This is a genomic window from Sphingomonas panni, assembly GCF_022664435.1.
Taxonomy (GTDB): Bacteria; Pseudomonadota; Alphaproteobacteria; order Sphingomonadales; family Sphingomonadaceae; genus Sphingomonas; species Sphingomonas panni.
This window is the reverse complement of record NZ_JAKREU010000002.1, coordinates 263,118-281,750: the sequence shown is the minus strand read 5'-3', so window position 1 is coordinate 281,750 and position 18,633 is coordinate 263,118. Positions and strand designations below refer to the sequence as shown.

At 67.3% G+C, this 18,633-nt stretch carries 19 protein-coding genes and 2 tRNA genes; 15 read left to right on the top strand and 6 right to left on the bottom strand.

The window, feature by feature from the left end; all coding sequences use genetic code 11:
- Nucleotides 1-66 precede the first annotated feature (66 nt).
- The 13 genes from MF609_RS06080 to MF609_RS06020 all read left to right on the top strand — a co-directional run bounded on the left by MF609_RS06080 (nucleotide 67) and on the right by MF609_RS06020 (nucleotide 13,358).
- Complete coding sequence (locus MF609_RS06080; protein WP_242415397.1) at nucleotides 67-609, top strand: (2Fe-2S)-binding protein; 543 nt, start codon at nucleotides 67-69, stop codon at nucleotides 607-609.
- 106 nt (nucleotides 610-715) lie between these two features.
- Nucleotides 716-1,702: an RcnB family protein gene (locus MF609_RS06075; protein ID WP_242415396.1), complete on the top strand. Its 987-nt coding sequence runs from the start codon at nucleotides 716-718 to the stop codon at nucleotides 1,700-1,702.
- Between the two features lie 129 nt (nucleotides 1,703-1,831).
- On the top strand, nucleotides 1,832-2,608 hold the full coding sequence (locus MF609_RS06070; RefSeq protein WP_242415395.1) for an enoyl-CoA hydratase-related protein: 777 nt from the start codon (nucleotides 1,832-1,834) through the stop codon (nucleotides 2,606-2,608).
- Between the two features lie 48 nt (nucleotides 2,609-2,656).
- Nucleotides 2,657-4,786, top strand: coding sequence for a methylmalonyl-CoA mutase (gene scpA, locus MF609_RS06065; protein ID WP_242415394.1), 2,130 nt, complete (start codon nucleotides 2,657-2,659; stop codon nucleotides 4,784-4,786).
- Nucleotides 4,787-4,920: 134 nt separating this feature from the next.
- Nucleotides 4,921-5,910, top strand: a complete 990-nt coding sequence (bioB, locus tag MF609_RS06060) for a biotin synthase BioB (protein ID WP_242415393.1) — start codon at nucleotides 4,921-4,923, stop codon at nucleotides 5,908-5,910.
- On the top strand, nucleotides 5,901-6,275 hold the full coding sequence (locus MF609_RS06055) for a lysozyme inhibitor LprI family protein (protein WP_242415392.1): 375 nt from the start codon (nucleotides 5,901-5,903) through the stop codon (nucleotides 6,273-6,275). The genes bioB and MF609_RS06055 overlap by 10 nt, the downstream gene beginning before the upstream one ends.
- Before the next feature lie 38 nt (nucleotides 6,276-6,313).
- Nucleotides 6,314-8,404, top strand: a complete 2,091-nt coding sequence (locus tag MF609_RS06050; RefSeq protein WP_242415391.1) for an ATP-binding protein — start codon at nucleotides 6,314-6,316, stop codon at nucleotides 8,402-8,404.
- Between the two features lie 35 nt (nucleotides 8,405-8,439).
- Nucleotides 8,440-9,999, top strand: a complete 1,560-nt coding sequence (locus MF609_RS06045) for an alpha-amylase family glycosyl hydrolase (protein WP_242415390.1) — start codon at nucleotides 8,440-8,442, stop codon at nucleotides 9,997-9,999.
- Nucleotides 9,999-11,009, top strand: coding sequence for a glycosyltransferase family 4 protein (locus tag MF609_RS06040; protein ID WP_242415389.1), 1,011 nt, complete (start codon nucleotides 9,999-10,001; stop codon nucleotides 11,007-11,009). Before MF609_RS06045 ends, MF609_RS06040 begins: the two co-directional genes overlap by 1 nt.
- A gap of 54 nt (nucleotides 11,010-11,063) precedes the next feature.
- Nucleotides 11,064-11,357, top strand: coding sequence for a plasmid stabilization protein (locus tag MF609_RS06035; RefSeq protein WP_242415388.1), 294 nt, complete (start codon nucleotides 11,064-11,066; stop codon nucleotides 11,355-11,357).
- Entirely contained in the window at nucleotides 11,354-11,884 is a 531-nt protein-coding gene (locus MF609_RS06030; protein WP_242415387.1) for a CinA family protein, read from the top strand. Before MF609_RS06035 ends, MF609_RS06030 begins: the two co-directional genes overlap by 4 nt.
- Nucleotides 11,885-11,994: 110 nt before the next feature.
- A complete protein-coding gene (locus MF609_RS06025; protein WP_242415386.1) occupies nucleotides 11,995-13,260 on the top strand; it encodes an AI-2E family transporter in 1,266 nt (421 codons plus the stop codon).
- Between the two features lie 21 nt (nucleotides 13,261-13,281).
- A tRNA-Asp gene (locus MF609_RS06020) sits at nucleotides 13,282-13,358 on the top strand.
- A 38-nt stretch (nucleotides 13,359-13,396) separates the two neighbouring features.
- Here the strand turns inward: MF609_RS06020 and MF609_RS06015 are convergent.
- Together MF609_RS06015 and MF609_RS06010 are read right to left on the bottom strand one after the other, a co-directional pair.
- Nucleotides 13,397-14,323: a 2-hydroxyacid dehydrogenase gene (locus tag MF609_RS06015; protein WP_242415614.1), complete on the bottom strand. Its 927-nt coding sequence runs from the start codon at nucleotides 14,321-14,323 to the stop codon at nucleotides 13,397-13,399.
- A gap of 73 nt (nucleotides 14,324-14,396) precedes the next feature.
- Entirely contained in the window at nucleotides 14,397-15,563 is a 1,167-nt protein-coding gene (locus MF609_RS06010) for an amidohydrolase (RefSeq protein WP_242415385.1), read from the bottom strand.
- A 237-nt stretch (nucleotides 15,564-15,800) separates the two neighbouring features.
- Between MF609_RS06010 and MF609_RS06005 the strand changes: the two genes are divergently transcribed.
- Nucleotides 15,801-17,009 (top strand): carbohydrate porin, encoded by a 1,209-nt coding sequence (locus tag MF609_RS06005; protein WP_242415384.1) that lies wholly within the window; start codon nucleotides 15,801-15,803, stop codon nucleotides 17,007-17,009.
- Between the two features lie 89 nt (nucleotides 17,010-17,098).
- A tRNA-Asp gene (locus tag MF609_RS06000) sits at nucleotides 17,099-17,175 on the top strand.
- Between the two features lie 17 nt (nucleotides 17,176-17,192).
- On the opposite strand, the gene MF609_RS05995 is transcribed toward MF609_RS06000, so the two are convergent.
- From MF609_RS05995 to MF609_RS05980, 4 genes are all read right to left on the bottom strand, one after another.
- Nucleotides 17,193-17,408 (bottom strand): DUF2842 domain-containing protein, encoded by a 216-nt coding sequence (locus MF609_RS05995; protein WP_242415383.1) that lies wholly within the window; start codon nucleotides 17,406-17,408, stop codon nucleotides 17,193-17,195.
- The gene (locus tag MF609_RS05990; protein WP_242415382.1) at nucleotides 17,405-17,950 is read right to left on the bottom strand and encodes a 5-formyltetrahydrofolate cyclo-ligase; all 546 of its coding nucleotides are present in this window, start codon (nucleotides 17,948-17,950) and stop codon (nucleotides 17,405-17,407) included. The genes MF609_RS05995 and MF609_RS05990 overlap by 4 nt, the downstream gene beginning before the upstream one ends.
- Nucleotides 17,951-18,130: 180 nt before the next feature.
- Nucleotides 18,131-18,430 (bottom strand): cell division protein ZapA, encoded by a 300-nt coding sequence (locus tag MF609_RS05985; RefSeq protein WP_242415381.1) that lies wholly within the window; start codon nucleotides 18,428-18,430, stop codon nucleotides 18,131-18,133.
- Nucleotides 18,430-18,621: a hypothetical protein gene (locus MF609_RS05980; protein ID WP_242415380.1), complete on the bottom strand. Its 192-nt coding sequence runs from the start codon at nucleotides 18,619-18,621 to the stop codon at nucleotides 18,430-18,432. Before MF609_RS05980 ends, MF609_RS05985 begins: the two co-directional genes overlap by 1 nt.
- Between the last annotated feature and the right edge of the window lie 12 nt (nucleotides 18,622-18,633).

Here is an 18,633-nt window from a genome sequence, read left to right as displayed (position 1 = left end):
CCACGCCGGGAAACGACGCGTTTCGACTTGGCGTCGCGGGGGCCAAGCCCCTACAAGGTCGCCCGCATGAGCCGTTTCACCGTCAACAACCTGCCGCAGGAATATCGGCTCGACCCGGACACGCCTTTGCTCTGGGCGTTGCGCGACGTGTCGAACCTGACCGGCACCAAATATGGCTGTGGCACCGGACATTGCGGGGCGTGTACCGTCGATGTCGACGGGCGCGCGGTAAAGTCCTGCCAGGTCACCATCGGCAGCCTGGAGGGAACCTTCGTCACCACGATTGAGGGGCTGGCCCGCGACCGCAGCCATCCGGTGCAGGCCGCGTTCCTTGCGGCGCAGGTCGTGCAATGCGGTTTCTGCATCCCGGGCTTCGTCATGGCGACGGTCGCGTTGCTGCGCCAGAACCGCGACCCGAGCGACGCGGATATTGCCGCCGCGCTCAACCATCTGTGCCGTTGCGGCATCTATCCGCGCCTGATCGACGCGGTGCGACAGGCCGCCGCCGCCGCGCGCGGCGATGCGACGCTGGCACCCCCGCCGCGCCCCGGCATCGACCGGGCGGAGGCAGCCCGCGAAACGCCGGCGCTGACCCCGCCAACCAAGTAGCGCCTATTCTTTCAATTGGCTGTCACCGCCATTCAGCAACGGTTGATCGCAGGCGTAATAAACCGCATCCATCGTAGCCGGCGACTTCCGGCGGTGGAGGCAGACAATGAAGAGCCGTTTCCTGCTGGCCTTGTTGAGCGTGTCGGCGCTGGTCCCGACGGCGGCCATGGCCCAGGCCGAACCGGAATTTCGCGGACCCCGTGGCGAGCGCATCGAACGCGGACCCGGTGGCGAAACCCCCGGTGCGCGTGCCGAATTCCGCAACGACATCCGCGTCGAAGCACCACAGCCGCGCCCGGAACGTCCGCGCATGGAAGAACGGCGCAACGAACCGCAACGTGGCGGCGACGGCCCCCGTTGGCAGGATCGTGGCGAACGGGGCGATCGTGGCGGCTTCGACCGGCCCCGCCCGCCGCGCGATGGCGACGGGCAGGTCGATCGCGAAGCGTTGCGCCGCGATTGGCAGCGGGGTGATCGTGGCGGACGCGACTGGCGGCCTGAACCTTCGCCGGCACCACGCCCGGACCGCGATTTCCGCACCCCGCCGCGCGATGCGCAGGGGCAGATCGACCGCGAAGCGCTGCGCCGCGACTGGCCGCGTACCGACGGCCGGGGTCAGCTGGAGCGCGAACGGCGGGACCAGTGGCGCCGCGAACAATGGCGCCGCGAACAGCAGAATGGCGGCTGGGATCGCGACACCCGCGACCGCGGCTGGGGCCGGGACGACTGGAACCGCGGCGACCGCGACTGGGATCGTGGCAATCGCTGGGAACGCGGCGGCCAATGGGATCGCGGCTGGCGGCGGGACGACCGCTATGACTGGGGCCGCTATCGCCAGCAGAATCGGGGCCTCTACCGCCTGCCGCGCTATTATGCCCCATCGGGCTGGAGCTATGGCTATCGCCGGTTCGGCGTCGGGGTGCGGCTGAACTCGTTCCTGTTCGGGTCGAACTACTGGATCAACGACCCCTTCTATTATCGCCTGCCCGAAGTGTGGGGGCCGTATCGCTGGGTGCGCTATTATAATGACGCGCTGCTGGTGGACGTCCGTTCTGGCCAGGTGGTCGACGTCGAGTACGATATTTTCTGGTAGGCCTGTCGCTACGGCAAGGGCGCGCGCGGCGGGGGCAACTCCGCCTCGCCTTTTGTCGGTTGGCGTTTGGGCTGGCAATCGCGGCGTCCTTTCCGCAAACCGTATCAAAAGATACGGGAGAGCGATTCGATGGCAGGAGAAATTCAGGTGACGCGCGACGGCGACGTGCTGCGCATCACGCTCGACCGGCCCGACCGGCTGAATGCCGCGCCGCCCGCGATGTTCGATGCGATCCGCGCGGCGCTGGCCGACCTCGACGGTGCTCGCGCGGTCTTGCTGACCGGGGCAGGGCGTGCCTTCTGTTCGGGCGCGGACGTGATGGCGGCGCTGTGCGGCGACGACGCCCCGGCCATGACCCACGCCGCGCTGACCAATCACTATAACCCGACGCTACAGGCGATTGCCGATCTGCCCGTGCCGGTCGTCAGCGCGGTGCGCGGGGCGGCGGCGGGAATCGGGTGCAGCCTCGCGCTTGCCGCCGATTTCTGCGTCGCCGCCGACGATGCCTATTTCCTGCAGGCGTTCGTCAATATCGGCCTCGTGCCCGATGGCGGAGCCAGCTGGATGCTCCCCCGCCTGATCGGCCGCGCCCGTGCCGCGCGGATGATGCTGCTGGGCGAACGGGTGCCCGCCGCCACCGCGCTCGACTGGGGCATGATCCACGCCGTCGTCGACGGTCCCACGCTCGACGATGAAGCACTGGCGCTTGCCCGCCGGCTAGCGGCAGGACCGACCATCGCGCTCGGCCTGATGCGCCGCAACCTCGCCTATGCCCTCGACCATGACTATCCTGCGGCAATGGCGCGCGAAGCGGACGCTCAGCGTAACGCCCGCGCGACCAGCGATGCGGTGGAGGGCGGCACCGCCTTCCTCACCAAGCGTACTCCCCGTTTTACCGGAGCCTGACATGACCTGCCTCGACTTCACCCCCCGTCCGGCGATAGGGACCATGGCATGACCGGCCCGACGCTCGAAGACTGGCAGAAGCTCGCCGCACGCGAGGTGAAGGACGCTGATCTGAAATGGACCACCCCGGAAGGGATCGTGGTCAAGCCGCTCTACACCGCCGCCGACGCGCCCGATCCCGGCCTGCCGGGCTTCGCGCCGTTCACGCGTGGGGTGAAGGCGTCGATGTATGCGGGCCGGCCATGGACGATCCGCCAATATGCCGGCTTTTCGACCGCCGAGGAATCGAACGCCTTCTACCGCCGCAACCTTGCGGCGGGGCAGAAGGGGCTGTCGGTCGCCTTCGACCTGGCGACGCACCGGGGCTATGACAGCGACCATCCGCGCGTGGCGGGCGATGTGGGCAAGGCCGGGGTCGCGATCGACACGATCGACGACATGAAGATCCTGTTCGACGGCATCCCATTGGACACCATGTCGGTCAGCATGACGATGAACGGCGCGGTGCTGCCATGCCTCGCCTTCTACATCGTCGCGGCGGAGGAACAGGGCGTCGGCCCGGACAAGCTGTCGGGCACGATCCAGAACGACATCCTCAAGGAGTTCATGGTCCGCAACACCTACATCTATCCGCCCGAGCCATCGATGCGGATCGTGTCGGACATCATCGCCTATACGGCCCAGCATATGCCGCGCTTCAACAGCATCTCGATCAGCGGCTATCACATGCACGAGGCCGGGGCGACGGCGGTGCAGGAGCTGGCCTTCACGCTGGCCGATGGCATGGCCTATGTCCGCGCAGCCATGGCGCGCGGGCTGGACATCGACGCCTTTGCCGGGCGGCTGTCCTTCTTCTTCGGCATCGGCATGAACTTCTTCATGGAGATCGCGAAGCTACGCGCCGCGCGCACCTTGTGGAGCCGGATCATCGCCGATTTCGGCGGTTCGCCGCGCAGCCAGACGCTGCGGACGCACTGCCAGACCAGCGGCGTGTCGCTGACCGAACAGGACCCGTACAACAACGTCATCCGCACCACCGTCGAGGCGATGGCGGCGACCTTCGGCGGGACCCAGTCGCTCCACACCAACTCGCTCGACGAAGCGGTCGCACTGCCGACCGACTTCTCTGCCCGGATCGCGCGCAACACGCAGCTGATCCTGCAGGAAGAAACCGGCATGACCCATGTCGTGGATCCGCTGGGCGGCAGCTATTATGTCGAGGCGCTGACGAAGGAACTGGCCGACAAGGCCTGGGCCTTGATCGAGGAAGTCGAGGCGGCGGGCGGCATGATCGACGCCGTCAACTCCGGCCTCCCCAAGGAGCATATCGAACGCGCCGCCGCCGCCCGGCAGGCGCGCGTCGACCGCGCCGAGGACGTGATCGTCGGCGTCAACAAATACCGGCTGGCGGAAGAAGACCCGATCGACATCCTCTCGATCGACAATGCCAAGGTCCGCGCCGACCAGATTCGCCGCATCGAGCGGGTCAAGGCCGAGCGTGACGAAGCTGCCACCCAGGCGGCATTGACCGCGTTGCAGGATGGCGCGCGGGGCGACGGCAACCTGCTGGCGCTTTGCGTCGATGCCGCCCGTGCCCGCGCGACGCTGGGCGAAATGTCGGCGGCGATGGAGGTCGCCTTCGGTCGCCATGCGGTGTCGGTCACGCCGGTGAAGGGAATCTATGGCCCCGCCCATGCCGATGACGACGGCTGGCGGCGCGCCGGCGAAGGCGTCGCGGCGGTCGAGCGGCGCATGGGGCGCAAGCCGCGGATGCTGGTCGCCAAGATGGGGCAGGACGGTCACGATCGCGGCGCGAACGTCGTCGCCAGCGCCTTTGCCGATCTCGGCTTCGACATCGTGTCCGGACCGCTGTTCCAGACTCCGCAGGAGACCGCCGACCTCGCCATCGCCGAAGGGGTCGATGTCGTCGGCGCCTCCAGCCTTGCCGCCGGGCACAATACGCTGATCCCCGAACTGATCGCCCGCTTGGCCGATGCCGGGCGCAGCGATATCCGCGTCATTGCCGGTGGCGTGATTCCGCCACAGGATTATGCGCTGCTCCGCGATGCCGGGGTGGCGGCGATTTTCGGACCGGGTACCAACCTGGTCCATGCGGCGGCGGAGGTGCTGAAACTGCTCGGCCACAACCTCCCGCCGGTTGGAGAGACTGTCGAATGAATGTGATGACTGCCGCCCACCCGGAAACTACCCGTACCCCGGCACAGGCCGGGGTCCAGTTGGGGGACGTTGCGGCACCTTCGAATCCAGTCACAACCGGACCCCGGCCTGCGCCGGGGTATGACAGGGGTGTAGTGAGGACGGACTGGACTCGCGCCGAGATCGCCGACCTTTTCGACCTGCCCTTCGACGAACTGATGTACCGTGCCCAGACCGTCCACCGCGCACACCACGCGGTCGGGCAGGTTCAGCTCTGCACCTTGCTGTCGATCAAGACCGGCGGCTGCCCGGAGGACTGCGGCTATTGCTCGCAGTCGGCCAGCGCGGACACGCAGCTGAAGGCTGAAAAGCTGATGGAGGTGCAGGCGGTGCTCGCGTCTGCCGCCGAGGCAAAGGCGGCCGGGTCGCAGCGTTTCTGCATGGGCGCGGCATGGCGCAACCCCAAGGACCGCGACATGGACGCTGTCATCGCCATGGTCGAGGGTGTCCGGGCGATGGGCATGGAAACCTGCATGACGCTGGGGATGCTGACCCCCGATCAGGCACAGCGGCTGGCGGCGGCAGGGCTGGACTACTACAACCACAACATCGACACCTCGCCCGAAAACTACGCCAACGTCATTTCGACCCGCTCGTTCGAGGACCGGATCGACACGCTGGCGCATGTCCGCGCTGCGGGTATCAACGTGTGCAGCGGCGGCATTGTCGGGCTGGGTGAGACGCGCGCCGACCGGGTCGGCTTCGTCCATGCGCTCGCCACGCTGCCGCGCCATCCCGAAAGCGTGCCGGTCAACGCGCTGGTCCCGGTCAAGGGCACGGTGCTCGGCAACATGCTGGCCGACACGCCGCTCGCCAAGATCGACGATATCGAATTCGTCCGCACCGTCGCCGTCGCCCGCATCACGATGCCGATGAGCATGGTCCGCCTGTCGGCCGGTCGCGAAAGCATGTCGGACGCCACGCAGGCCTTGTGCTTCATGGCCGGGGCGAACTCGATCTTCACCGGCGACCGGCTGCTGACCGCTGGCAATGCCGGCGACGATGCCGATGCCGCGCTGCTGGCGAAGCTGGGGATGACGCCGATGGTTGCCGAGGAACCGATGCGGAAGGGCGGATGCTGCTGAGCCTCCTGCTCCTCGCCGACGCCGTCAGCGGCAATTGCGGGAAAGCGCCGACCCAGGCGCTCGCCAACGCTTGCGCCGAACGCAGCTGGCAGGAGGCGGACGCGGCGATGGCGCGCGAATGGCGCGCGACCTATGCGGCGATGAAGCTGCGCGACACGAACGACAAGTCGCGCGGCGGAGGCTTCGGTTTCGCCATCGCGGCGTTGCAGAGCCAGCGCGCATGGCTGAAACTGCGCGACGACCAATGCAGTTGGGAAGGCGGGGTCTATGGCGGCGGTGTCGCACAGCCATTGGCCCGATTTTCCTGCATGGAGCGGATGACGAACGAACGGGCGCAGGCTTTACGCGAACTGCGCCGGAATTGATGCTGACCCTGCCACAGCAGGGCGGACGGGAGAGTGACGTGTTCAAAAAGATTCTGGTCGCCAATCGCGGTGAGATTGCCTGCCGGGTGATGCGCACCGCCAAGCGGATGGGGATCGCGACGGTCGCGGTCTATTCCGACGCCGACGCGCGCGCACCGCATGTGATGATGGCGGACGAGAGCGTCCGGCTGGGGCCGGCACCCGCCGCGCAGAGCTATCTGGTTCCCGAACTGATCCTCGCCGCCGCGAAGGCGACCGGGGCGGACTGCATCCATCCCGGCTATGGCTTCCTGTCGGAACGCGAAAGCTTCGCCCGCGCCTGTGCCGATGCCGGCATCGCGTTCGTCGGACCGCCGCCGAACGCCATCGCCGCGATGGGCGACAAGATCGAATCGAAGAAACTGGCGCAGGCCGCCGGGGTCAACGTTGTGCCCGGCTATCTGGGCGAGATCGCCGATACCGAGGAAGCGGTGCGGATCGCGACCGACATTGGCTATCCGGTGATGATGAAGGCGTCCGCCGGTGGCGGCGGCAAGGGGATGCGTCTCGCCTGGTCCGAACAGGACGTCCGCGAAGGCTTCGAGGCGACCAAGCGCGAGGGGCTGGCCAGCTTCGGCGACGACCGCGTCTTCATCGAGAAGTTCATCGAAAGCCCGCGCCACATCGAGATCCAGGTGCTGGGCGACCAGCATGGCAACATCGTCTATCTCGGCGAGCGCGAATGCTTGATCCAGCGCCGCCACCAGAAGGTGGTCGAGGAAGCGCCGTCGCCCTTCGTCACCCCTGCGATGCGCAAGGCGATGGGGGAGCAAGCGGTCGCGCTGGCCCGTGCGGTCGGCTATTACAGCGCGGGCACCGTCGAACTTATCGTGTCGGGCGCGGATGTTACCGGGGAAAGCTTCTACTTCCTCGAAATGAACACCCGGCTGCAGGTCGAACATCCGGTGACGGAGGAAATCACCGGCCTCGACCTGGTCGAACAGATGCTGCGCGTAGCCGCCGGCGAGAAGCTGGCCTTTACGCAGGACGAGGTGAAGCTGACGGGCTGGGCGATCGAAAATCGCGTCTATGCCGAAGACCCCTATCGCGGCTTCCTGCCCAGCACCGGCCGCCTGACCCGCTACAATCCTCCCCGGCAGCCCGATCCGTCACCCCAGCGCAGGCTGGGGTCTCCTGGTGAGACTGGTGCGCTCTCCAACGGAGATACCCCAGCCTTCGCTGGGGTGACGGCCGAGGCACGCACCCGCGTCGACGACGGCGTCGTCGAAGGCGGCGAGGTCAGCATGTTCTACGATCCGATGATCGCCAAGCTCATCACCTGGGCACCGACGCGCGAGGCCGCGATCGATGCGCAGGTCGCGGCACTCGACCGCTTCGAACTGGCGGGCGTCGGCAACAACATCGATTTCCTCTCCGCGATCATGCAGCATCCGCGCTTCCGCGAGGGCGCGCTGACCACCGGCTTCATTGCAGAAGAATATCCCGACGGCTTCCACGGCGCACCGGCCGACACCGTGCTCTTGAAGCAGCTGGCGGCGGTCGCGGTGCTGATCGACCTCGAACAGTCGCTGCGCGTCCGCGCTATCGACGGACAACTGGGCACGCGTCCCGCCCCCTCGACCGAACGCATCGTCACCATTGGCGAGCATCGCTTCGAAATTTGCGTCGATGGCTATGACGGCGGGTTGCTGGTCAAAATCGATGGCGAGGTGCCGCTGGACGTGGTTATGCACTGGCGGCCGTCGCAACGGGTCGTGGTGGCGCGGATCGACGACAGCGAACTCGCCGTCCGCGTCGCACGGGCTATCGGCGGTTGGAAATTGACCGTGCGTGGTGCCACGCACACCGTTCGCGTCCTGCCGCCGCATGTCGCGGCGCTGACCCGGCACATGATCGAAAAGGTCCCGCCCGACCTCTCGCGCTTCCTGCTCTGCCCGATGCCTGGCCTGCTGACCCGCGTCGAGGTGACGGAAGGGCAGAAGGTCGAGGCCGGCCAGCCATTGGCGGTGGTGGAGGCGATGAAGATGGAGAACATCCTGCGCGCCGAACGCTCCGGCACCGTCGCCCGCATCGCACACGCGGCAGGCGACAGCCTGGCGGTTGATGCAGTCATCATGGAGTTCGAATAGGCGGAACCCTTTGCCCTCTGGCGGCTTGTCGGTGCGTGACGATCGTTTCATCCGCGCAACCATGGTGGCGGGCCGCCACCATCTATCAAATCTATCCGCGTTCCTTCGCCGACAGCGACGGGGACGGGGTCGGCGACCTGAACGGGATTGCCGACCGGCTCGACTATCTGGTCGATCTCGGCATCGACGCCATCTGGATTTCGCCGATCTACCCGTCGCCCATGGCCGATTTCGGCTATGACGTGGCGGATTATACCGGCATCGACCCGCGCTTCGGAACGCTGGCCGATTTCGACGCGCTGCTGGCCAAGGCGCATGCGGCGGGCATCCGCGTGCTGCTCGATTTCGTGCCGAACCACAGCTCCGACCAGCATCCGTGGTTCGTGGAGAGCCGGTCGTCGCGCGACAACCCGAAGCGCGACTGGTATATCTGGCGCGATCCGGCACCCGATGGCGGGCCGCCCAACAACTGGATCAGCGATTTCGGCGGGCCGGCCTGGACCCTTGATCCCGCCACCGGCCAATATTATTCGCGCGCCTTCCTGCCCGAACAGCCGGACCTGAACTGGCGCAACCCCGACGTGCAGGCCGCGATGCTGGATGCGATGCGCTTCTGGTTCGACCGGGGCGTCGACGGGTTCCGCATCGACGTGCAGTGGCACATGGTCAAGCATGCCGACTTTCCCGACAATCCGCCCAACCCGGATTTCCGCGAGGGCATGGGCGACATGCACCGGGTGCTGCAGCTCCATTCGACCGACCAGCCCGAGGTCCATGCGATCAGCACGGCGATGCGGAGACAGGCCGACGAATATGGCGCGGTTCTGGTCGGCGAAATCTATCTGCCGATCCCGAAGCTGATGACCTATTACGGCACTCCGCAAGCACCCGGCGTCCACCTGCCGTTCAATTTCCAGCTGATCGAGGCGAAGTGGGACGCCGCCGAACTGGCCGCTCGGATCGTGGAGTATGAGGCGGCCTTGCCCGACGAGGGTTGGCCCAACTGGGTGCTAGGCAATCACGACCGCCCGCGCATCGCCACCCGTGTCGGCAGCGCGCAGGCTCGGGTGGCGGCGATGCTGCTGCTGACGCTGCGCGGCACGCCAACGCTGTACCAGGGCGACGAACTGGGCCTGACCGATGCGCAAGTCCCGCAGGACAAGGTGCAGGACCCGCGCGAACTGCGCGAACCGGGGCTGGGGCTGGGCCGCGATCCGGTGCGCACGCCGCTGCCATGGGATGCGACCGGCGGGTTCACCACCGGCGATCCGTGGCTGCCGATCGATTCGGCGCACCTGCCGCTGAACGTCGCGGCGCAGGCGCGCGACCCGGCGTCGATGCTGAACTTCTACCGCCGCCTGCTGGCGCTCCGCCGTGCGACGCCCGCACTGGCCACCGGCCCCATCGGCGAAGTTCGTGACGAGGGAGACATCCTGACCTATCGCCGGGGCGACTATCGCATCGTCCTGAATCTGAGCGATCGCCCCGCCGGCATCACCGTCGAGCCGGGGCAGGTCGTCCTGTCGACCCATGAGGACGCCGGCGACCCCCACCATCTGCGCCCCGCCGAGGGGCTGATCCTGAAAGTCGATTGATGCGCATTGCGATGATTGCCCCGATCGCGTGGCGCACGCCGCCGCGCCACTATGGCCCGTGGGAACTGGTCACCAGCCTGCTGACCGAGGCTTTGGTCGCACGCGGCGTCGACGTGACGCTGTTCGCGACGCAGGACAGTATCACTGCCGCGACCCTCGCCGGCGTCGTGCCCGCGCCCTATAGCGAGGACCCCTCGATCGATGCGAAGGTGTGGGAGTTCGCACATCTGGCGCATGTGTTCGAGCGCGCGGGCGAATTCGACCTGATCCACAATCAGGCCGATTTCCCGGCTCATGCCTTTTCCGGGCTGGTCGACACGCCGATGGTGACGACGATCCACGGTTTTTCGTCCGACCGCATCCTGCCGATGTATGCGCCCTATCAGGACCGGGTGAACTATGTCGCCATCAGCGATGCCGACCGGCATCCCGCGCTCAACTATGCTGCGACGATCCATCACGGCATCCCGCTGGATGATTTCCCGTTCGACGCGACCGGCAGCGACGATCTGTTGTTCTTCGGCCGGATGCACCCCGACAAGGGCGCGGCGGACGCCATCGCTGCGGCGAAGGCCAGCGGCCGCCGCCTGCACATGGCCGGCATCGTCCAGGACGACCGCTATTGGCGCGAGCAGGTGGAGCCGCATATCGATGGCGAACGGGTCGTCTATCACGGCGCGGTTGGTGGCAAGGCACGCACCGACCTGCTGGGCGGATCGCGGGCATTGCTCCACCTGATCGGCTTCGACGAACCCTTCGGTCTGTCGGTGGTCGAGGCGATGGCGTGCGGCACCCCGGTCATCGCCTATAACCGCGGATCGATGCCCGAACTGATCGACCATGGCGTCAACGGCTTCCTCGTCGATACGCTCGACGAAGCGATCGCCGCGATCGACCTCGTGGCAGAGATCGATCGCGCGGATTGCCGCCGGATCGTCGCCGAACGCTTTTCGGTCGAGGCGATGGCCGAGCGTTATCATGCGTTATATACTTCGATCCTGTCGGCATGAAACCGTGCTAAGCACCTGCTCGTTCGAGCCTCTGTCCCTTCCTAGGAGGTTCCGATGCCGCGCGGCGACAAGAGCAGCTATACCGACAAGCAGAAGCGCAAGGCCGATCATATCGCCGAAAGCTATGAAGCGCGCGGCGTGCCGGACAAGGAGGCAGAGGCCCGCGCCTGGGCGACCGTCAACAAGGATTCGGGCGGCGGCAACGAGTCCGGGTCCGGTCGCGGCAAGCCCGACAGTCACGCTTCTGCCCGGCGCGGCGGCAAGGCGGCGGCGAACCGTCCCGCCGCCGATCGCTCGGCCGCCGCGCGCAAGGGGTGGGAGACGCGGCGCAGGAACGGCAGCGCGTGACGGAAACACTGGCTCCCGCCTTGCCCGACGCGGTGGAACAGGCCGCTGCCGACCTGCTGGAGGCCGCATGTGCTGCCGACCTGACCCTCGCCACCGCCGAGAGCTGCACCGGCGGAATGCTCGCGGCATTGCTTACCGATGTGGAAGGTGCGTCGCACGCCTTCGACCGCGGCTTCGTCGTATATAGCGAAGCCGCCAAATGCGAACTGCTCGGCGTCGATCGCGCGATGCTCGATAATTGCGGGGCCGTCAGCCGCGACGTTGCGGAGGCAATGGCAAGGGGTACCCTGCGCGGTTCCGACGCCGATGTCGTGCTCGCCGTCACCGGCTTCGCGGGGGAGGGGGCGCCGGGCGACGAACCCGGACTGGTCCATTTCGCCTGCGCGCGGCGGGATGGTCCGCTTGCGACCAGCGAATGCCATTACGGCGATATCGGTCGTGGTGCGGTGCGTATCGCCGCCTTGGGTCAGGCACTGGCAATGATGCAGGCTGCCATCGGTCAGGCGACCGCTTCAGTCGCGACGTAGAGCCGCTTGGAGTATCGATCGACCTTGGCCGCTAGGGCTTGGCGCTAATCTGGCCGCCGTGCGTTACACCGCCGATGGCGTGGTTCGCCAAGGGGGGCTAGACTGAATTCATGGTAGATTCCGCATCCGAAGCGACTGCACCGCCGCCGCCGGTCGACCGTGCAGGCGCAACCGGCACGGCGGCCACGCCACCGTCCGATCCGGTCGATGCGGTGGTCGATGCCCCGACCGAGGAACTGCGCCGCGACCGGTTGCTGGCCGCGCTGACGCTGATCGCCGGGGTCGGGCTGGTGCTGGCGCTGCCCTTCGCATTGCAGGCGGGGGCGCGTTTCTTCCTGCCGCTGACCGCCGCGATCGTCATCGCCATCGCGCTGGTCCCACTGCTCGAATGGCAGGAGCGCAACCGTGTGCCCGCACCGCTGGCGGCATTCTTCTGCGTCATGCTGTTCCTGATCGTCGCCAATGGCGCGCTGGCATCGATCGTCGTGCCGGCCTGGGGCTGGGCGCAGATATTGCCCGACCGGATCGACCGCGTGCAGCAGAATGTCGCGCCGCTGATCGACTTCTACGCCAGCCTCGAAAAGTTCGTGAACGGCCTGATCGCCAATGTCGCGACCGCGCCGGCCAAGCAGACCGCGAGCAGCGTCGCCCCGCCGCAATCGCTGCTCGATCTCGTGACGACCTCCGCGCCTTCGGCCTTGCTGGAGATGTTCTTCGCGATCCTGGTCATCTATTTCTTCCTCGCCGGCTGGACCAATTTGCGGCGCGCGGCGATCACCGGGCGCAGCAGCTTCGGCGGGGCGATGGCGACGGCGCGCGTGATTCAGAACGTCGTCGACGACACCTCGGCCTATCTCGGCACGATCACGCTCATCAACCTGATGCTCGGCCTGATCGTCGCGGCGGCGCTATGGTATATCGGGATGCCGACGCCTTTGATGTGGGGCGGGATCGTCGCGCTGCTGAATTATGTGCCCTATCTCGGGCCGATCTTTGCCGCGCTGCTGCTGGCGGTGGGCGGGTTGATGACCTTCACCGATATCTGGTGGGCGCTGCTCCCGGCCGCGATCATGGTCGGTGCGCATCTGGTGGAAGCGAACGTCATCACGCCGCTGGTCGTCGGTCACCGCCTGACCATCAATCCGCTGATGATCCTGATTACGCTCAGCTTCTGGGGCTGGGTATGGGGCACGCCGGGGGCGCTGCTCGCCGTGCCGCTGCTCATCATCATCCAGACCGTGCTGAAGGGTGCGGGCAAGCCCGACATCGCCGGCTTCCTGTTCGAACACGGCACGCTGGTGCAGGACGTGCCGCCGCCGCAACGAAATGCAGGAAATGGCAATAGTGGCGTTGACAGCCCCGGCGCGGCTCCGTAAAGCCCGCCTCCTCGCTAGAGAGCGGGTGTAGCTCAGTTGGTTAGAGCGCCGGCCTGTCACGCCGGAGGTCGCGGGTTCGAGCCCCGTCACTCGCGCCATGGCGCATCATTCGATGCCGCCACAGCGTGGTTCCCGATCAATATCCCCGATCGCGCTCGACGATGCCGACCATCGGTTCGCCTGCCAGATGCCGGCGCAGATTGGCGATCACCGCCTTGCCGGATCCGTCGATATCCGTCGCCGCCGCGACATGCGGCGTCACCACGATTCGGGGATGCGTCCAGAGCGGATTGTCCGTCGGCAACGGCTCGACCGGCGTCACGTCGAGGATCGCCCGCGACAGCTGTCTGCTGTCCAGTGCCGCGATCAGCGCCGGCGCATCCAGATGCCCGCCACGTCCCGCACAGACGATCGCCGCGCCTTGCGGCATCCGCCCGAACAATTCCGCGCCCAGGATGCCTCGCGTCTCGGGCGTCAACGGCAGCAGGTTCACGAGGATATCGGTCTGCGCCGCGAAATCCCGCAATTCGTCCGGTCCATGGAAACAGGTGACGCCGGGCAGGTCGCGCGGCGAACGGCTCCACCCCGATAGCGGAAAGCCGAACGGTTTCAGCGCCGCCAACGCCGCCCTGCCCATTTCCCCCAGACCCGCAACGCCGACGCGACGGTCGCGGGCCGGCATCTGCGGCAGCGGCTGCCACAGCCGCTCCGCCTGCCGATCGGCATAGGCATAGAGGTCGCGGTGGAGCGCCAGCACCATCATCGCGACATATTCCGCCATGCCATCGGCAAGGTTCGGTTCGATCAGCCGCACGATCGTGACATGCTCCGGCACCTGCGACAGGTCGAGTTGATCGACACCGGCCCCCAGCGAGAACAGTATCTCGAGGTTCGGCAATGTCTCGATCAGCCCGGGCGGCAGGGTCCACGCGGCAAGGAACCGGATATCTGCGGTATCACCGATCTCCGGTGCCAGCCGAACCTCCAGGTCGGGCAGCGCGTCGGCGATCATCGATTTCCAGATGCGCCCGCGCTCGGGCGCGGCAGTATAGTAAAGCGCCATCAGCACGCGCCCCGGCAGGCGCACGAACGGGATCTCGGCATCAGGTCGGCCTTTCGCTAACGAGCAGGACGGTTCAGGCGACCGTCGCGCCGACGACGCGTGCCGCCAGCGCGGTGATCCACGCGATGCCGGGCCCGATGATTGCATCGTTGAAGTCGTAGCGCGGATGATGGAGCGCGGGGTTCTCCCCCTCTGTCCGCGCCTGTCCCAGCCAGGCATAGGCCCCCGGACACGCCTGCAACATGAACGAGAAGTCTTCGGAGGTGAACGCCGGTTCGGGGGCCTCGGCATGGGCCAGCCCGGCATCGGCCGCCGCCGCCAGCGCGATCGCGGCCGCCTGCGGATCGTTGATCGTCGCGGGATAATAGCGGGTATAGGTCACCTCGACCCGCGTATCGGTGGCGATGCCGATCCCCTGCGCCATCGCCCGGATCGCCGCTTCGACGATATCCTGCGCCTGCGGATCGAAGGTGCGGACCGTGCCGACCAGCCGCACCTCGGCCGGGATGACATTGTGGGTCAGCCCGCCCGCGATCTGCGTCACCGACAGCACGGCGGAGCGGGTAGGGGGCACGCGCCGCGCGACGATGGTATTGAGCTGCGTGACCAGCTGTGCTGCGGCCAGCACCGCATCGGGCGTGGTGTGCGGCTGCGCGGCATGGCCGCCCTTGCCGTGGATCACGATCTCGAACTTGTCGGCCGCCGCCATGATCGGGCCGGGTCGCGTCTGCAATTCGCCCGCCGGCAGGTCGGGCCAGTTATGCAGTGCAAAGACGTAATCGCACGGGAAACGGTCGAACAGCCCGTCCTCGATCATCGCCCGCGCACCGGCCTGTCCCTCTTCGGCGGGCTGGAAGATGAAATGGATCGTGCCGTCGAACGGCGGCAGCGACGCCAGGTGCCGCGCCGCGCCGATCAGGATCGCGGTATGCCCATCATGCCCGCATCCGTGGAACACGCCCGGTGCGGTGCTGGCATAGGCCGGCGATCCCTCTTCGTGGAACGGCAATGCGTCCATGTCCGCGCGCAGTCCGAGCGCCGGACCGGGCCGCCCATGGCTGAGCGTCCCGACCACGCCGGTCCCGCCGATGCCGGTCGTGACCTGCAACCCGGCTGCGGCCAACTGTGCCGCGACCAAAGCAGCGGTGCGATGCTCGGCATATGCCAGTTCGGGATGGGCGTGAATGTCGTGCCGGATCGCGGTCACGGCGTCGATAATGTCGGCGAAACGCTGATACATGGCTTGTCCTCTTGGCAGAGGGACAGCATGTCCCGCGCCCCGCCGGGCGGTCAACCCTGCCCGGCGGGCGGGAAACGGCCGCTTGCACCGTAGATGCCGCTCGACGCGACAGTATTTGCCGCGCCGCCACCGGCAAACGGTAACATCGTCGTAAGGCGACCGGCATTATCGGATCGGTGAAGGCACGGGGTGGGCGGCAGGATGCGAGTGGCATGGTACGGGGCGGCCCTCGCGGTCATGACGGCGGCGGGCGGTGCCGAACCCGCGCTGGCACAGGTCGCCGCGCCCAGCGCCGAACGAACGCCCGGCAATGTCGAACTGCCAGAGGTCGAGGCGCGCGATCCGCTGGTCCTGCAACTCGCCTATACCGGCGACCTCCTGTCGTCGGTGTCGGGCGGTCAGCGACGCGGCACCCGCTGGATCAACAATGTCAGCGCCATCGCCACCGCCGATCTCGACACGCTGGCCGGCGTGCCCCGTACGACCGCGCTGGTCCACGCCTTCTACAATAACGGCGCACGCTTCAGCGGCGATCTGGTCGGTGATGGACAGGTCGTGTCGAGCATCGAGACCGACACGCCGCTGCTGCGCGTGCTGGAGGCATGGGTCGAGCATCACGGCACGGACGAACGCTGGTCGGTCAAGGCCGGGCTGTACGACGTCAACAGCGAATTCGACGCGCTGCAGACGTCGCTGCTGTTCGTCAACAGCGCGTTCGGCATGGGCACCGATCTGGGCGCATCGGGCCGGGCCGGTCCGTCGACCTTTCCCAGTACCAGCCTGTCGGTGCGGGGGCAGGTGAAGCTGGGCGAGCGGCTGACGCTCCGCGCCGCCGCCGCCGATGGCGTTCCCAACGACCCGTCCCGCCCGCGCCGCACCTGGATCGGGATCGGCGGCGGCGACGGCGCGCTGCTGATCGGAGAGGCGGATGCCGAACTGGGCGTCGTCCGACTGCTCGCCGGCGGCTGGACCTATACCGCGCGCAGCGACGACCGGTTCGATGCGGCGACCGGGGCCGCCGTCATTCGGCGGGTTCGCAGCGAAGGCGTCTATCTGCGCGGTGAGGCACAGCTGGCCGGTGACCGCGAACGCGGGCTTCGCGGCTTTTTCCGGCTGGGCGTCGCCAGCGACCGCGCCAATATCTATGGCGGCTTCTCGTCGCTCGGCTTCGTCTGGCGTGGCCTAATCCCCGGCCGGCCGCAGGACGATAGCGGCATCGCCGTCGCCTATGCCGGGGGCAGCAGCGCCGGCCGCGCCATCGTCCGCAACGAAGGCGTAACGCCTGCTCGCGGGGAGGCGGTCATCGAACTGAACCACCGCATCCAGCTGCGCGACTGGTTGGGGGTGCAGCCGCATGTTCAATATGTCGTGGCGCCGGGGCTGAACCCGACGGTTCGCAACGCGCTGGTCCTCGGCCTCCGCCTCACCGCCACCATCGGCGAATGAGGGGTCGGCAATGGCTTTTCGCGATTTCGGTGAATAACCCACTTTACAGCCGCGATTCGCTACCCTAAACGCCGCCTCCTCGCTAGAGAGCGGGTGTAGCTCAGTTGGTTAGAGCGCCGGCCTGTCACGCCGGAGGTCGCGGGTTCGAGCCCCGTCACTCGCGCCATCCTTTACGGATTGGCGCTACCGCCAGCGGCCGGTTTCCATCCATAACAGCATTCGTCGCATCGGCAGCACCCATAGCCAGGCGATGCCCGCCGCGACGTAGAAGACGAGCTGCACGATCCAGTGCCAGCCGCCCACCACCGGCGACAGCATGGCGACGGCGATCGCCCACAAGGACAGCATGGCGAGGATCGCGAGCACGCCTGCGGGTTTGCGCCAAGTCGGCTCGTTCATGGGTGTACTCCGGTCAGGAACAGGTCGGTTTCGGTGACGATCACGTGCAGCGGTACGTCCCACGGATCGCAGGGCAGGGCATCGACCCGCTGCACCGACCAGGCAATACCGATTCGCAGCGCGTCCGGCCAGCACGCGAACGCCCGGTCGTAATGACCCGCCCCCTGGCCCAGCCGGTTGCCGGCCGCATCGAACCCGACCAGCGGGGTCAGGATGATGTCGGGCGCGACCGCCGGCGATGCGTCGCTGGGCTGGCGCAGGCCGAACGGGCCGTCGCGCATCGCATCGTCGACATGAAAGCTGATCGGTGATTCGCGGTCGAGGACCACCGGCCACGCCAGCGACGCGCCCGCGGCTCGGACGGCCGCGTCGAACCGCGCTGGATCGGCTTCGCTTCCGATCGGGACATAGCTGGCGACGATCGCACCGGGTCTGAGCGCGTGCAGGAACAGCGGCGGCGGGGCGGGGGGCGTCGGCCCGCCAGCGACGAACGCCTTGCGCCGCGCGCGCAAATCGGCGCGAAGGGCGCGCTTGTCGGTCATGGAATGGGGGTGTGGCGGAACCACCATGGGCCGTTTGCCGCGTTATCCACTGACGCACGGTACGTCAGGTGGGGATCATGTACGTCAGACCAGGATCTGCGCAGGGACAACCCCCATGGATGAAGAAATAGCCTCAGGGATTATGCATGGCTCGCACCGGGCAGTCCCGCCGACCCCTATTTAGGCGTCCGGCACCGGCTCCTCAAGGGCGGATGCGACGGCTTCCAGCCGCTCGGCGACGTGTTCCAGCAGTTCGGCGTTGCCGCCGGCCGATTCGGGTGGGTGCCGATCGGTCAGCTGATCGGCGAGAATCAACGCGATATACAGCAAGGTACGCTCCGACGACCCGCCGGCGGCGTGCTGCACGGCCGGCGCATGGCGATCCAGCATCGCGCCCAGCGCGCGCAGCTTCGGTTCCTCGCCGTCGCGGCAACCGACCTGATGGTTGCGGCCGGCGATGGTCAGCGTGATCTGTCCCATCAGTCGGCGTCCGCTTCGCGCGCAATCACCGCGTCCAGCGCGCCGATGGCATCGCCGATGCGCGTGCGCAATGCCGCGTGGCGCGATGCCAGCGCGCGAGTCGCCTGCATCCTGCCCTCGGTCGCCCGCTCGATCCGCGACAGGGCCTGTTCGATCCGTGCGACGGCTGCTCCATGGGGGTCGTCGGTCATCGGATGAAACTA